At 62.1% G+C, this 13,638-nt stretch carries 10 protein-coding genes; 3 read left to right on the top strand and 7 right to left on the bottom strand.

What is annotated here, in order from left to right; all coding sequences use genetic code 11:
- Positions 1-11: 11 nt before the first annotated feature.
- Positions 12-401 (bottom strand): DUF2946 family protein, encoded by a 390-nt coding sequence (locus LRO94_RS13780; RefSeq protein ID WP_122753223.1) that lies wholly within the window; start codon positions 399-401, stop codon positions 12-14.
- A 275-nt stretch (positions 402-676) separates the two neighbouring features.
- Here LRO94_RS13780 and LRO94_RS13785 point away from each other — a divergent pair, with 275 nt between their 5' ends.
- A complete protein-coding gene (locus LRO94_RS13785; protein WP_179179040.1) occupies positions 677-2,017 on the top strand; it encodes an ABC transporter substrate-binding protein in 1,341 nt (446 codons plus the stop codon).
- A 3-nt stretch (positions 2,018-2,020) separates the two neighbouring features.
- Here the strand turns inward: LRO94_RS13785 and LRO94_RS13790 are convergent, their stop codons facing one another.
- The 6 genes from LRO94_RS13790 to LRO94_RS13815 form a co-directional block, all read right to left on the bottom strand.
- Positions 2,021-3,646, bottom strand: a complete 1,626-nt coding sequence (locus LRO94_RS13790) for a dipeptide ABC transporter ATP-binding protein (protein WP_099602385.1) — start codon at positions 3,644-3,646, stop codon at positions 2,021-2,023.
- The gene (locus tag LRO94_RS13795) at positions 3,643-4,527 is read right to left on the bottom strand and encodes an ABC transporter permease (RefSeq protein ID WP_032891314.1); all 885 of its coding nucleotides are present in this window, start codon (positions 4,525-4,527) and stop codon (positions 3,643-3,645) included. The genes LRO94_RS13790 and LRO94_RS13795 overlap by 4 nt, the downstream gene beginning before the upstream one ends.
- A gap of 3 nt (positions 4,528-4,530) precedes the next feature.
- Positions 4,531-5,481, bottom strand: a complete 951-nt coding sequence (locus LRO94_RS13800; protein ID WP_032891316.1) for an ABC transporter permease — start codon at positions 5,479-5,481, stop codon at positions 4,531-4,533.
- Positions 5,478-7,091 carry an ABC transporter substrate-binding protein gene (locus LRO94_RS13805; RefSeq protein ID WP_122681690.1) on the bottom strand — a complete coding sequence of 538 codons (1,614 nt, stop codon included), beginning with the start codon at positions 7,089-7,091 and terminating at the stop codon, positions 5,478-5,480. The genes LRO94_RS13800 and LRO94_RS13805 overlap by 4 nt, the downstream gene beginning before the upstream one ends.
- Before the next feature lie 44 nt (positions 7,092-7,135).
- Positions 7,136-9,568: a TonB-dependent receptor plug domain-containing protein gene (locus tag LRO94_RS13810; protein ID WP_095184868.1), complete on the bottom strand. Its 2,433-nt coding sequence runs from the start codon at positions 9,566-9,568 to the stop codon at positions 7,136-7,138.
- Positions 9,569-9,791: 223 nt separating this feature from the next.
- The gene (locus LRO94_RS13815; RefSeq protein ID WP_032891323.1) at positions 9,792-10,208 is read right to left on the bottom strand and encodes a VOC family protein; all 417 of its coding nucleotides are present in this window, start codon (positions 10,206-10,208) and stop codon (positions 9,792-9,794) included.
- Between the two features lie 196 nt (positions 10,209-10,404).
- On the opposite strand from LRO94_RS13815, the gene feaR reads away from it, so the two are divergent.
- Together feaR and LRO94_RS13825 are read left to right on the top strand one after the other, a co-directional pair.
- Positions 10,405-11,346, top strand: coding sequence for a transcriptional regulator FeaR (gene feaR / locus LRO94_RS13820; RefSeq protein ID WP_179179039.1), 942 nt, complete (start codon positions 10,405-10,407; stop codon positions 11,344-11,346).
- Positions 11,347-11,476: 130 nt separating this feature from the next.
- Entirely contained in the window at positions 11,477-13,591 is a 2,115-nt protein-coding gene (locus tag LRO94_RS13825; RefSeq protein ID WP_179179038.1) for a PQQ-dependent dehydrogenase, methanol/ethanol family, read from the top strand.
- The last annotated feature ends 47 nt before the right edge of the window (positions 13,592-13,638 follow it).

Here is a 13,638-nt window from a genome sequence, read left to right on the forward strand (position 1 = left end):
TTTCGGGGCAGTCAGGCAACAGGGGAGGCGCGCGGGCTCAGGCTCGGCCAGCGAACCCTGGGATGCAACGTGGGTAACAGCGGATCAGCGAGGGCGACATCCGGCGCATAGCGCGGCAGCCAATGCCGGTAATAGTTGGACGGCAGCGCGGCCAGGCCGGCATGCCCGCAGCAGCAGTCGCCATGCTTCATGGCGGCAGTCGAAGGCGCAGATTTGAGCGGGTCGATCAGCTTGTCAAAGCCTGGTGGCAGGGCTTGGGAGGCGCCGCCCGAGCAGAATCCACCCCACAGCATCAGGCCGATGTCCGGCGTTTGCAGGGCGCGGCTCAACGGCATGGCCAGCATGTTGAGCAACAGGGCCAGGCAGGCGATCCAGGGGCTGATGCGTTTGAACATAGCCATAAAGCCATCGACGCAAAGGGGCGCGTATTTAGCCGCAGTTCAGGCATGAAGTAAAACGCGCTATTTTGCCGCAGGCCTGGCGACCGAACGCGGTGTTGGTGGCGCAACAGCGGTTCAATAAAGTGTTCGATTATCCGAGCCGTGCGGGGTGACCGGTACAGCGCAACCCCTTGAATAAGACGGCTTATGCGCTTGGCATGAATTGTGTTGTGACCCGATTGGCGCTGACCCGACAACGGGAGGGGAAACCTCACCTTTCATAAGAAACCACACCCATGCACAACGTCTTGCAACGCACAGTCATCGCCAGCCTGCTGGCACTCGGCGCCTTGGGCGGGCCATTGTCGACCATCGCCCAGGCCGCCAACGATCAACAGTTCATCCCGCTGGCCACCTACCGAGTTGGCGCCTATGCCTCCAGCGGTATTCCGTGGTGGGCCGGGGAAATTGATTACTTTCGCTATATCAACGAAGTCGAAGGCGGGGTGAACGGCGTGAAGCTGGTCTGGCAGGAATGCGAGACCGAGTGGAAGACCGACCGCATCATCGAATGCTACGAACGCTACAAAGGCGGCCTGGACGGTGCGCCCACCGGGTTCTTCTTTACCCACAGCACCCCGGCCTCCTATGCGCTGATGGACCGTGCTGCCGTCGATCACATCCCCTTGATCGATGGCGCCGGCGGGCGTACCGAATCCACTGATGGCCGCGTGTTCCCTTACGCGTTTCCGCTGTTGCTCAACTACTACGGCCAGGCCTCGGTGGGCATCAATTACATTGCCCAGCGCGAAGGTGGGCTGGACAAGCTCAAGGGCAAGAAGATCGTCACTGTCTATCACGACTCTGCCTACGGTCGCGAAACCCAGGCGGCCATGCAGTTGCTGGCGCAAAAGTACGGTTTCGAGAACATCCAGATTCCCGTGGCAGACCCGGGTAACGAGCAGTCCACTCAATGGCGGCAAGTGCGCCAGATCAACCCGGACTGGGTATTCCTGCGCACTTGGGGCGTTTCGACACCGGTGGCGATCAAGACCGCCGTGCGTTTTGGCGTTCCCGTGGACCGTCTGATCGGTGATGTGTGGGCAGGCTCTGAAGCCGATGTGATTCCCGCCGGCACCGCCGCCAAAGGCTACCAGGCGCTGGCGCCGTTCCCCGGTGGCGACGGTTTCGAAATCCATAAAAAGCTCAAGCAGTTCATCCTCGATCCCGGCAAGAGCAACCTCAAGGACACCAGCTACTTCGGCAAGGTCTACTACAACATCGGCCTGATCAACGCCGCGATTGCTGTCGAAGCGCTGCGCACTGGTCAGGCCAAATTCGGCAACCGCGCACTGAACGGTGAGGAAACCCGCTGGGCGTTCGAGCACCTGAATATCGATGCGGCACGCCTCAAGGCCATGGGCTTCGACGGGCTGTTGGCGCCGTTGACATTGTCCTGCGTGGACCACGAAGGCGGCGGTTCGGCCCGAGTGCAGCAATGGGATGGGCAAAAGTGGGTGCTGGTGACCGACTGGCTGCAAGCCGACCGCGCCACCTTGCGTCCGTTGATCGAAGCCAAGTCCGCCGCGTATGCCCAGGAAAAGGGCATCGTGGCGCGTGATTGTTCGGCGCAGTAAACCTCAGGCGGCGCTTGCCGCGACTTGCCGGCCAGGGATGGCCGCAATCAGTTCGCGGGTGTACTCGGTGGCCGGCTGGTTGAAGATTTGCGCCACCGAGCCTTGTTCAACCACGCGACCATTGCGCAGCACCAGCACCTCATGGGCGAAGTTGGCCACCACTGACAAGTCGTGGGACACCAGCACATACGCAATGCCCATCTCCCGTTGCAGCTCTTGCAGCAGGTCAAGAATGCGTGCCTGCACCGACACGTCCAGGGCGCTGACCGGTTCATCCAGCAACAGCAGGTCGGGTTTCAACGCCAGGGCGCGGGCGATGGCGACGCGTTGGCACTGGCCGCCGGACAGTTCACGGGGCAGACGGTCCAGAAAGCTCACCGGCAGGTGCACGCGGCTGATCAGCTCCCGCGCCGCCTGTTCCAGGGCGGCACCCTTGAGCAAGCCAAACGACACCAGCGGCTCCACGATGCTGTCGAACACGGTGAAGCGTGGGTCCAGCGCAGCGAAGGGATTTTGCTGCACCAGTTGCAGGCGTTGGCGCAACGGGCGGAAGTCGCGCCAACTGAGGTCTGTAACGTCCTGTTGTTCGAAGCAGACCCGGCCCTGGCTCGGCTTCTCCAGCCCGAGGGCGATGCGCAGCGCGGTGCTCTTGCCCGAACCGGACTCGCCGACGATGGCCAGGGTCTGGCCGGGGTACACCTCAAGGTTGAGACCTTCCAGGGCCAGGAAGGTCGAGGCTTCTCCCTTGACCTTGGGTAGGGCAAACGTCTTGCCGACGTTGTGCAGGCTGAGGATCGGCTGGCGCCCCAGATCGAGATTGATCAACGGATCGCGGCGCTTGGCGAAGGCGGGCGCGGCGGCAATCAGTGCGCGGGTGTAGTCGTGGCTGGGGCGGGAAAGGATCTGCTGTGGCAGGCCTTGTTCGACCACCTCGCCGTGCTGCATCACCAGAATGCGGTCGGCGCGGTCGGTGGCCACGCCGAGGTCATGGGTGATGATCAATAGCGAAATGCCGCGCTCTCTGACCAGCCGTTGCAGGTGATCGAGGATCTTGCGCTGCACGGTGACGTCGAGCGCGCTGGTGGGCTCGTCGGCAATGATCAGGCGCGGATTACCGGCCAGGGCGATGGCGATCAGCACGCGCTGGCGCATGCCACCGGAGAGTTCATGGGGATATTGGCGGGCGCGCAGCACCGGTTTGTCGATCCCCACCTGTTGCAGCAACTCGACAATATCCGCATCGACGCCGGGGTAGCGCTTGCCCTTGGCCAGGATCAACGCCTCGGCGATCTGTTGGCCGACGCGCAGGGTAGGGTTGAGGCTGACCATCGGGTCCTGGGGCACCAGGCCAATGGTGCGGCCGCGCAGGTTGCGTTTCTGGCGTTCGCTGGCGTGGGTCAAGTTATGGCCATCCACCCACAGTTGACCGGCGCTGATTTGCGCGTTGTCTGGCAGCAGGCCAAGGATGGCGTTGGCCAGGGTGGATTTGCCCGAGCCGGACTCGCCGACAATCGCCACGGTTTCGCCTTGGGCGAGGGAAAACGACAGCGAACGCACCGCTGGATTGACCTGGCCGCTGGAGCGGTAATCGACACTGAGTTGGCGTACATCGACCAAAAACGGGCTCATCGCTGGATCTCCTCGAAGGTGCGGGCGATATGGTTGAGGCTGAACACCACGGCCACCAGGAACAGGCCGGGCAGCAACGACACCCAAGGTGCGGTGATCAGAAAGTGCCGGCCGTTGGCGATCAAGGTGCCCCATTCCGCCGCCGGTGGTGCGGCGCCGAAACCGAGAAAACTCAAGCCTGCGGTGGCGAGGATGGCTGCGCCGAAGTCCAACGTTGCCAGTACCGCTACCGGGCCCCAGGCGTTGGGCAGAATGTGCCGCAACAACGTGCGGCCCCAACTGGCACCGCCCAGCCGTGCGGCTTCGACATAGGGCAGGGTTTTCACCCGCAGTACTTCGGCGCGGGTGGTGCGGGCAAAGCCCGGAATAATGCCGATGCCCACCGCGATGGCCACCGGTACGGTGCCGAAACCGATGGCCGTGACGATCGCCAGGGCCAGCAGCAGTCCAGGCAGAGCCAGCAGTACATCGACCACGCGCATGATCACCGCATCGATACGGCCACCGGCAAACCCGGACAAAATGCCCAGCCCGAGTCCGCCTACCAGCGCGATCCCCACCGCCAGCGAGGCCGCCAGCACCGACAGGCGCGCGCCGTAGACCACGCGGGTAAACAGGTCACGGCCCAATTCATCGGTGCCGAACCAATGGGTCAAGTTGGGCGCCGTGAGTTTGGCGAGCGGCGCGGTGGCGTAGGGGTCGAAGCTGCTCAGCAGGTGCGGCGCCAGGGCGGCGACCAGCGAGAACACCACCACTGCCACGGCCAGGCTGAACCCCGGCCGGCGCAGCAAGGGCAGCAGGGTGGACGTGGCGCGTTGCAAGTGGCTGCGGCGGTGCCAGAGGGTTTCGCTGCGCACGCGTTTCTGGGTGAGCGTCGTCATGGTCTAGGACACCTTTGGCGTGTGGGAAATGCGCGGGTCGAGCCAGGGGTACAGCAAGTCCACCAGCAGGTTCACGAGGACGAAGGCTGCCGCCGACACTGCAACGATGGCCAACACCACCGGAATGTCTTGGCGCAGTACGGCTTCCTGGGCCAGGCGGCCGATGCCGGAGCGGGCGAAGATGGTTTCCACCAGCACCGCGCCGGACACGGTATTACCCACCTGTAGGCCGATCAGGGTGAGGATGGGCAGCGCGGCATTCCTGAACCCATGGCGTGCCTGCACCTGGCCCCGGCTCAGGCCCTTGGCGTAGGCGGTGACGATATAGGCCTCTTTCCACACGCCCTGGAAGCTGCGTTGCAGCACTTGGGCGTACACCGCGGCACTTGGGATCGCCAGGGTGATCGCCGGTAACACCAAGCTTTCGAAGCCTCGGGTGCCGGTCGCGGGAAACCAACCCAGGCCAAACGCAAACACCTGGATCAGCAACAAACCCATCCAGAACACCGGCACCGAAAAGCCCAGGGACGGCAAGCGCGCCAGTGCTTTTTTCAGGGGTTGCCAGCGGATATACGCGGTGAGGTACGCCAAGCCAATGCCGCCGAGCAGCGACAGCACAATCGCCAGCCCCGCCAGGGACAGCGTCTGTGGCAGGCGCTCGGCGAGCAACTCGGCCACCGGGCGGTTGAGTGACAATGACTGCCCAAAGTCACCGCGCAGCGCGCCCAGCAGCAGGTCGATGTATTGCTCAAACAGACCTTTATCCAATCCGTAATAGGCCCGCGCCTTGGCCAGGTCTTCCACCGACAGCGCGTCGGCTTCCATGCCGGACGCACTGAGCATGATCGACAAGGTGTCGCCGGGCAGCAGATAGAGGATGAAGTAGGTGATGCTGTAGGCCCCCCAAAGCACCAGCAGCGCCTGGCCGACCCGGCCAATCAGGTAACGACTCATGGCGCGGCGACCTCGATATCACCCAGCAGCGCAAAACCTTCGGCGGTCCAGCGGAAGTTTTTCACCTTGGCCGACGTTGCGGCCTGCCACACGCGCTCATACACCGGGAACGCCGAGCCTTCATCCACCAGCAGGTCTTGCAGGTTGCCGTAGGCCGCTGCGCGTTGTTGGCTTTGGGTGGCGGTGATGCCTGCATCGAACAGGCCTTTGGCAGCGTTCAGCACCGTCGGTTCGTAGAGGTTGGTGGCCAGGGTCGAGCTGTTGGCGGTGCGTGGGTCGAGGATGGTTTGCAGGATGATCGGGTCGGCGCGGGTCATGTAGGTGCTGGTCAGGTCATAGTTACCGGCCGAGTTGTTGGCGACCCATTCGGCACGGGTGACCACGTTGAGTTTGACCTCGATACCGACCTTGCGCAGTTGGTCCTGGAGCAGCACGTCACCGGCGGTTTCGGATGGGGTGATGTTGTAGCTCAGGCTCAGGCGCTTGCCGTTTTTCTGGCGGTAGCCGTCCGCGCCCTTGGCCCAGCCGGCCTGGTCCAGCAGCTGCTCCGCGCCTGCCGGGTCGTAGGCCAACTTGGCACCCTGGCTCTTGAAATAAGGCGTGGTGACGTCGTAGATGCCGTCCACCACCGGAAATTCGGCGTTGTAGACGGTGCTGGCGTAGCTCTTGCGGTCGATGGCCTTTTGCAGGGCCAGGCGGACTTGCTTGTCGCTCAGTGCACGCCCATCACGGGTGTTGGGATACAGGTTCAGGGCCGGCCCCGGCAGCGAACGGCTCTGGATGGTGGCGCCCTTGGACTGGAACAGCTTCAGATCCACCTCGGAGAACGGGTTGCGCGGCCACAGGATGTCAGCCTTGCCTTGCAGGAACAGGCCGTTGCGCACGCTTTCCTCGGGGATGTAGCTGATGTCCACCGCATCCAGGTGCGCTTCGCCCTGGTTCTTCATATTCGCCGAAGCCCAGGCGTAACCCTTGCGCTTGGTCAGGTGCGCGCCGACTTCCGGGGTGTAGCTGGCCAGCACGAACGGCCCGGTGCCGATGATCTTGCCCAACGAGCGCTCTTTGGCGCTGAGTGTGTAAGAGGCCGGCGCAAGGATCGACAGGTTGGTGGTGGACGTGGCTTGCAGGAAGCCGGCGTTGGGCTTGGCCAGTACCAGTTTGACGGTCAGGTCATCCACCACTTCGGCGTGGTCGAACCCCGCCAGGTAGGTGGCGCCAAAGGTGGCCGGCAACTCGGTGGCTAACGCCTTGTTGCTGTCGAAGGCGGTTTTGACCGCCACCGCATTGAAGCGCTCGCCGTTGCTGAAGGTGACGTTGTCGCGCAAGTGGAAGGTATAGGTGAGCGCGTCGTCACTGACTTCCCAGCTTTTGGCCAGCCAGGGAATGATCTTGCCGGTCTCCGGGTCTTGGTCGGTAAGGGACTCGGCGACATTGCGCAGCAGCACGCGGTGTTCCAGCCAATAGACCTGGAACGGGTCGACGCTGACCAGGGTGGTGTTGTCGCCAAAAAAGGCGATGTTCAGGGTCTTGCCGGCCTGGGCGTCACTGCCCGAAGGCGAGCAGGCGGCCAGGCTAAGCGCCAGGGCGCACGGGGCCAATAGACGGCTCATCAAGTTGGAGGTGTTCAATGGGATGCCCTCGTATGGCGATTGGCTTAGAAGTCGTAGGCCAGCTTGGTGTACCAGTAGCCGCCGCCGGGGTAGAACGGCGGGTTGCCGTAGGGCGCCAGGCCCAGGTTGCTGTAGACGGCGTGCCGGTCTGGGCGCACGTCGAAGATGTTGGTGCCGCCGATGCTCACGGTGATCTGGTCGACGAAGGTGTAGCTGACGTCGAGGTCGGTGATCCATTTGGCGCCGAAGCTGCGGTCGCCCGTGGGGTTGACCGCCAAGGTCTTGACCGCGCCGTAGCGGCTGGTTTGCAGGTTCACTGCCAGGTCCTCGACCTTCCAGTTGGCGCCCAGGATCCATTTGGTCTTGGGCGAGGCTTCGGTCAGGTCGCCTTCGCGGTCGCGGCCTACCAGGGTGACGCCGGAGTTGGCCAGCGCACTCGGGGTATCGCGGTTGCCTTCGATAGTGGTTTTGTTCCAGTTGAAACCCAGGCTCCAGCGCACATCACCCCAGGCATCCAGCGGCGTGGTGTGGTCGGCGACCACGTCCAGGCCACGGGTGCGGGTATCGAAAGCGTTGGTGTAGTAGTTGACCCAAGTGCCGGAGGGCACGCCTTGGGCGGTGAGGATGCCGTTGATCACGCCATTGCCTTGGTCGTAGATGTTGCTGGTCAAGGCGATACGGTCGTCGATGTCGATCAAGTACGCGTCAGCGGTGATGCTGGTGCGCGGTGCCGGTTGCCAGGTCAAGCCCAGCCCGAGGTTGCGTGATTTCTCCGGCTTGAGGTCATCGCCACCCAAGGCTTTGGCCAGGTTGCTGCCCGACGGGGTCAGGCGGGTGACGGCAGGCACCACGTTGCCGTTCACGTCTACGGCGACTCGGTTGTCGGCCACGGTGTAGCCGATCTGGGTCAGGGATGGCGCACGGAAACCGGTGCCGACGGTGCCGCGCACGGCCACGCTGTCGGTGAGTTCGTAGCGCGAGTTCACTTTCAGGCCGAAGGTGTTGCCTGAGTCGTCGTCGTAATGTTCGACACGCCCGGCGACGTCGAGAAACCAGCGCTCGGTCAGGTCAAAGCCTAAATCTAGGTAGCCGGCGTAGTTGTTGCGGATCAGGCTGACTTCATCTTCCGGGCGAATCGTCACCGCCGCCTGAGCGCCCGATGCCGCCGGGTAGGTCCCGGTGATATAGGCCTCGGGGTCGCCGGCGAACGTGCTGAAGTGTTCCCAGCGATGTTCCAGGCCGGCCGACACCTGCACCGGCGAAGTCAGATTAAACAAACTGTCGTAGCGGCGAGTGAAGTCCAGGTTATTGACCCACTGCTCAAAGCGGAAGGTGGCCAGGTTGTCGAATTTGGTCGGTGAGGCGGTGCCCAGGGACGGGTTGATGTTGAGGTCGCTGGAGTGGTGGACATTGTTGCGCCCGTAGGTGGTGCTCAGGTCCCAGTTCCATTCGGCCGCCTGGCCCTTGCCGCCGAATAGCAATTGATAGTCGCGGTCCTTGATGTTGTTCAAGGGGTAGTAACCGTCCGGGAACACCTCGGGCACGGCGGCGCGGCCGGTGGGCAGGCGGAAGTAGTTGGCCGCCTCGGCATCACGCTCGCCGTAGGTGGAGAACGAGTAGAGGGTCAGGTCTTCCAGGGGCAGTTCGGCGTTGTAGGCGAGGTTGAAGGCCTTGAGGTCCGGGTCGCCGTTCTTGATTGCCACACGGTCCCAGGCGGCTTCCTTGGCCGGATCGTTGAAGGCCCTCACGCTGCCGTCGGCCTTGTCGTTCCAAGAGGCTTCGCCGCGTTTGCGTGCATCGGCGGAGAGGTGGAAAAAGCCGCCGTCGCCCAGCTTGAAACCCTGGTCGCCGGCCACCTTGATGGTTTCGCCCTGGCCGGAGAATAACTGGCCGTAACTGGTTTCCAGGTGCCCACCGCTGTTGCCGGTCTTGAGGATGATGTTGATCACCCCGGCCACCGCATCGGAACCGTACTGGGCGGCAGCGCTGTCTTTGAGCACTTCAATATGGTCCACCGAGCTGACCGGGATCAGGTCGATATCCACCGCATTCGCGCCGCTGTTGTCGATGGACCCGCGCTGACCGGTGGCGCCGTTGTGGCGACGTTTGCCGTTGACCAGCACCAGCGTGTAGGCCGGGCCGAGGCTGCGGTTACTCAGTGGGCGAGTCACCGAGTTGTAGCCGGCGATATTGGTGCCGAAGTTGAACGACGGCAGCAATTTGGCAATCGCTTCGGACAATTCGGCGCGACCGGTCTTGAGCAGTTGCTCGCTGTTGATCACATCGATCGGCGCCGGGCTGTCGGCCACGGTGCGCTCCTGGCCACGCAGGCCGGTGGAGATCACGGTGACGGTGCCGAGTTGGGCGTCTTCCGTCGCGGCTTCGGCGAAGGAGGGCGCAGTGGCGAGCAGCAGGGAGCTGGTCAGCAGTGACAGGTGAAAGTTCTTGAGGGGCAGCGGGGAGGTGAGGTCTGGCATGTCGAGATCGGTCCATTTAGCCTGATAGCAGGCTCCTGGTGGTCGGGGGTACGTCCTCCGCCAGGTATGGGGTCGGTCTGTGAAGTGAAGATATTCCTATAAAAAACCCGAGGGAAAGTCTTTTTTGGAATAAGCTAATTATTAGATATTGTCATTATGTGGTTTTTTAAGATCATCTATTTTTATGATGTTGTGTCACGGGGGCGGCGGGGCCGAGCCTGCATCAAGGCTGCACAGCCGGGCCCTTCAACTCGATTTGATTACCGTCCGGGTCATTGAAATAGAGCGACCAGCCTGTGCCCTCTGCGCCATAGCGCATCTCGGCTTTTTCAGCGGATATTCCCGCGTCAGCCAAGTGGCCGAGAATGGCCTGCTCATCGAACGGCTCGACCCGCAGGCAAACGTGATCGACGTTGTGCCCTTGCTTGCCCGCCGGCTTCCCGCCTTGGCGTCCGATGGAGCCATTCACGTCCACCAAGTCGATCATGGATGCCCCAGCGCTCAGGTGAATCAGGCCCAGGTCTTCCCGGCGCTTTTTGACCTCACATCCCAGCACCGAGGTATAGAAAGCCAGGCTGCGCTCGATGTCCTGCACCCGCAGAACCACATGGTCGAGGCGTTGAATTGAAAAATTGCGCATAACCACCACTCCTGTTTGAGCCTTGATTTTAGTACCCGGGCAGTGTGTGTGACGGGTGATTTGAGGTCAAAAGCAATAGCGCGTCGGTCTTGGAGCGGCCGGTTGCTCACCCACATCAAGCCCAGCCCGCTTGCACCCGGAAAAAATAGATAATATGTTAACGGTATAACTATAAATAACCTGTGGGAGCGAGGATATGCCTGCCTTGTTGAGCACTCGTGAGGCGTTCGCCAACTGGAACCGCGACTTGCGTACGGTGTGCGGTAATTTCAGCACAGCCCTGTCCGAACAGCACACACTGTTTATCGGCAGCGTCCACGCTCAGGATGTGTGCGGCCTGGAGTTGGCCCATATCCGCACCAATGCAGGATTGATCAGCCGCCATCGCACCTCGGGTGACGGCGATGACGATCGTCACTGTTTTCTCATTCTTCAGAGCAGCGGCCACCAGCGCATCCGCGGGCAAAGTCAGGTGATTGAGTTAGGGCCTGAAGACATCGCCCTGGTGGACTCGGCCCAGGCCTTCGATATAGAGCCGCGAGGGCTGGTGCAGAATATCTCGATTCACCTGTCACGCCAGGAAGTCAGCCATCAGCTTGGCCCGCAACCGCTGTTTGGCAAGCTCGCGCGCAACAGTGTCGCCACTCACATGATTCGCGCTCTGGTGCGTTCGTTGGGTGACGTTGCGTTGAGCGGTGACTCCGGCGGCAGGAGCGATGGGCCCGCGCTGGAACATGCATTAATCCGGTTGGCTGTCGCTGGCCTGGATGAACGCACCGACGGGCAGCCCGCCTTTGCCTGCGTGGGTCATGATGATCTGTACGGCTTGGCCACCCGCCTGGTTGAGTCTTCCCTGCAAGAGGCTGAGTTGGGCCCTGACTATCTGGCGCGGCAGTTGAACGTCTCTGTCCGCCAGCTCTATCGGTTGTTCGAGCAGCGCCACGAAAGCATCTCTCGCTACATTCAGCAGCGCCGCCTGGAGCGGGTGGCCCAGGATCTGCGCTGCCAGGATCTGCGCCATGAATCCATCACTCAGATCGCCTTTAAATGGGGTTTTGTCGACGCCGCGCATTTCAGCCGCGCGTTCAAGCGTCATTTTCAGCACGCCCCTCGGGATTTTCGCCAGCACGCTACGTAAGTGCGCGCCTGGCAGAGAATGCCAAGCGCTTTGGCAGCGTCAGTCAAGTCGCGCAGCGCGCCAAGTCCTCTAATAAGCTTGCCTGGGCTGGGGGTGATACCGAGCCGCTTATCGCTGGAGAAAAATAATAATGAGATTACGCAGCCTGTTGCCAGGCATTCCCTTACTGATGGCTACGTTCTGCTCTGTTGTGTGGGCGGCCCCGGCGCAGGTCGATGGCCAGCGAATCATCGCGGCCGACCAGGAGCCCGGCAATTGGATGAGCCACGGTCGCACCTATGACGAGCAGCGTTACAGCCCACTGGACAGCGTCAATGCCGGCAACGTCGCACAGCTGGGCTTGGCGTGGACGACCAAGCTGGATATCGACAGCGGCACCGAGGCCACGCCGCTGGTGGTCGATGGTGTGATGTACACCACCGGCGCCTTCAGCATCGTGTATGCCATCAATGCCGCCACCGGTGAGTTGCTGTGGAAATACGACCCGAAAGTGCCCGCCGAAAACCTTAGCCAGGGGTGTTGTGGGCCGGTCAACCGGGGCGTTGCGGTGTGGCAGGGTAAAGTCTATGTGGGCAGTTTCGATGGACGCTTGATCGCCCTGGATGCGTCTAATGGTCAGCCGGTGTGGAGCGTCGATACCATTATCGATCGCACAAAAAGCTATTCGATTACCGGCGCGCCCCGCATCGTCAAGGGCAAGGTGCTGATCGGCAATGGCGGCGCCGAGTTCGGCGTGCGCGGTTACGTTACGGCCTACGATGCCGACACCGGTAAACAGGTGTGGCGCTTCTATACGGTGCCGGGTGACCCCAAGCTGCCAGCGGAAAACCCCGCCATGGCCAAGGCCATGAAAACCTGGGACGGCGACGGCTGGGTGAAGTGGGGCGGTGGCGGCACGGTCTGGGACTCCATGGCCTACGATCCGCAGCTTGATCTTCTCTATGTGGGCACCGGCAATGGTTCACCCTGGAACTACCAGTTCCGCACCAATGGCAAAGGTGACAACCTGTACGTGTCGTCGATTCTGGCACTGCGCCCAGACACCGGCGAATACGTGTGGCACTACCAGATCACGCCGCAGGACCAGTGGGATTTCACGGCGACCCAACACATGATCCTGGCCGATATCAAGATCGACGGCAGCCTGCGCAAAGTGATCATGCAGGCGCCGAAGAACGGGTTTTTCTATGTCCTCGATCGCACCAACGGGCAATTGCTCTCGGCGAAGAATTTCGTCCCGGTCAACTGGGCCAGCGGTATCGACCTGAAAACCGGGCGTCCGATCCTCACCGGCGCGGCCGACTATTCCAAGGAGCCGAAAGTGGTGCAGCCGAGTTTCCTCGGCGGGCACAACTGGCACCCGATGTCGTTCAGCCCCAAGACCGGTTACGTCTACATCCCGGCCCAATACACCCTGGCCGAACTGAAAGCGGCCAAGGCGCCGATGTTCTTATCGAACAAGTCCGTGGTGAACTTCGGCCTGGATGTGCCGGACCTGCCTGAGGACCCGAAAATCCTGAATAAAATCCGCGACGCCTGGAGCGGCGAACTGATCGCCTGGGACCCGGTAAAACAGAAAGCCGCCTGGAAGCAACCGTACATCAGCGCCGGCAACGGCGGCACGTTGGCCACGGCGGGTAACCTAGTGTTCCAGGGCACCGCCGATGGGCGCGTCGTCGCCTACCGCGCCGACACCGGCAAGCCGCTATGGGAGCATCGAGCCAATTCAGGAGTAATGGCCGGGCCCGTCACCTACACCGTCAATGGCGAACAATATGTGGCGTTCTCTGTGGGGTGGGGCGGCATCATTCCTTTGCTGACCGGCCCATTGACCAACAAAGGCAAGGTGCGAGCAGAGTCGCGGGTGATCGCTTTCAAACTGGGCGCGCACGGGGAACTGCCTGCGCCGAAAGCTGCACCCGTCATGCCGACGACCCATCAGGCACTCACTGCAACCCCCGAGCAACTGACCCAGGCGCGCGGCCTGTTCAATGGATTGTGTGCGGGTTGCCATGGCCTCAATGCTATCAGCGGCGGTGTGGTGCCAGACCTGCGCTACCTGGATGACAACAAGCACGCGGCGTTTCCCGCCTTTCTCAGCGGGGCGCTGATCAATGGAGGGATGCCGAATTTTTCCGACATCCTTCAGCGCGAAGACATGGAATTGATCCGTCAATACCTCGTCAAGCGGACCCAGGATCTGCAAGCCGATCTCAAGGCTGGCGGACACACCACCGCGCACTGATTCCAATCCGTTTCACCTAAGCCTGGCGACTCCCCACGGAGTCGTCA

This window comes from Pseudomonas sivasensis (genome assembly GCF_021391435.1).
GTDB lineage: Bacteria > Pseudomonadota > Gammaproteobacteria > Pseudomonadales > Pseudomonadaceae > Aquipseudomonas > Aquipseudomonas sivasensis.

Excerpts from the sequence above, each read along its gene's own strand:
- LRO94_RS13780 (WP_122753223.1), bottom strand. The coding sequence starts at position 401 with ATGGCTATGTTCAAACGCATCAGCCCCTGGATCGCCTGCCTGGCCCTG.
- LRO94_RS13785 (WP_179179040.1), top strand. The coding sequence starts at position 677 with ATGCACAACGTCTTGCAACGCACAGTCATCGCCAGCCTGCTGGCACTC.
- LRO94_RS13790 (WP_099602385.1), bottom strand. The coding sequence starts at position 3,646 with ATGAGCCCGTTTTTGGTCGATGTACGCCAACTCAGTGTCGATTACCGC.
- LRO94_RS13795 (WP_032891314.1), bottom strand. The coding sequence starts at position 4,527 with ATGACGACGCTCACCCAGAAACGCGTGCGCAGCGAAACCCTCTGGCAC.
- LRO94_RS13800 (WP_032891316.1), bottom strand. The coding sequence starts at position 5,481 with ATGAGTCGTTACCTGATTGGCCGGGTCGGCCAGGCGCTGCTGGTGCTT.
- LRO94_RS13805 (WP_122681690.1), bottom strand. The coding sequence starts at position 7,091 with ATGAGCCGTCTATTGGCCCCGTGCGCCCTGGCGCTTAGCCTGGCCGCC.
- LRO94_RS13810 (WP_095184868.1), bottom strand. The coding sequence starts at position 9,568 with ATGCCAGACCTCACCTCCCCGCTGCCCCTCAAGAACTTTCACCTGTCA.
- LRO94_RS13815 (WP_032891323.1), bottom strand. The coding sequence starts at position 10,208 with ATGCGCAATTTTTCAATTCAACGCCTCGACCATGTGGTTCTGCGGGTG.
- feaR (WP_179179039.1), top strand. The coding sequence starts at position 10,405 with ATGCCTGCCTTGTTGAGCACTCGTGAGGCGTTCGCCAACTGGAACCGC.
- LRO94_RS13825 (WP_179179038.1), top strand. The coding sequence starts at position 11,477 with ATGAGATTACGCAGCCTGTTGCCAGGCATTCCCTTACTGATGGCTACG.